Raw genomic sequence first — 254 nt, 5'->3', positions numbered from 1 at the left:
GTACTTCAAGCCGGAGCACAAAATTAGTTCATGGCGGGGTGCGTTATCTTGCGCTAGGCAATATCGGCCTGGTAAGGCATGCTTTAGAGGAACGGGGGATATTGCACAAAAATGCTGCTCATCTTGTTAATAAAGAAGAATTTATAATTCCATGCTACAACTGGTGTTCTGTTGCGAAATACTTAACAGGCTTAACAATTGATGATTGGCTGGCCGGGAAGAACAGCTTCGGCAAATCGAAATTCCTTTCGGCT

1 pseudogene is annotated in these 254 nt (G+C 44.1%); it reads left to right on the top strand.

What is annotated here, in order from left to right:
- Positions 1-254, top strand: a pseudogene (locus AC0IWT_RS19990) (FAD-dependent oxidoreductase); the annotation flags it as partial.

This window comes from Pedobacter sp. AC464 (assembly GCF_979253075.1).
The sequence above is the reverse complement of the archived record's forward strand: the minus strand, read 5'-3'. Positions and strand labels throughout refer to the sequence as shown.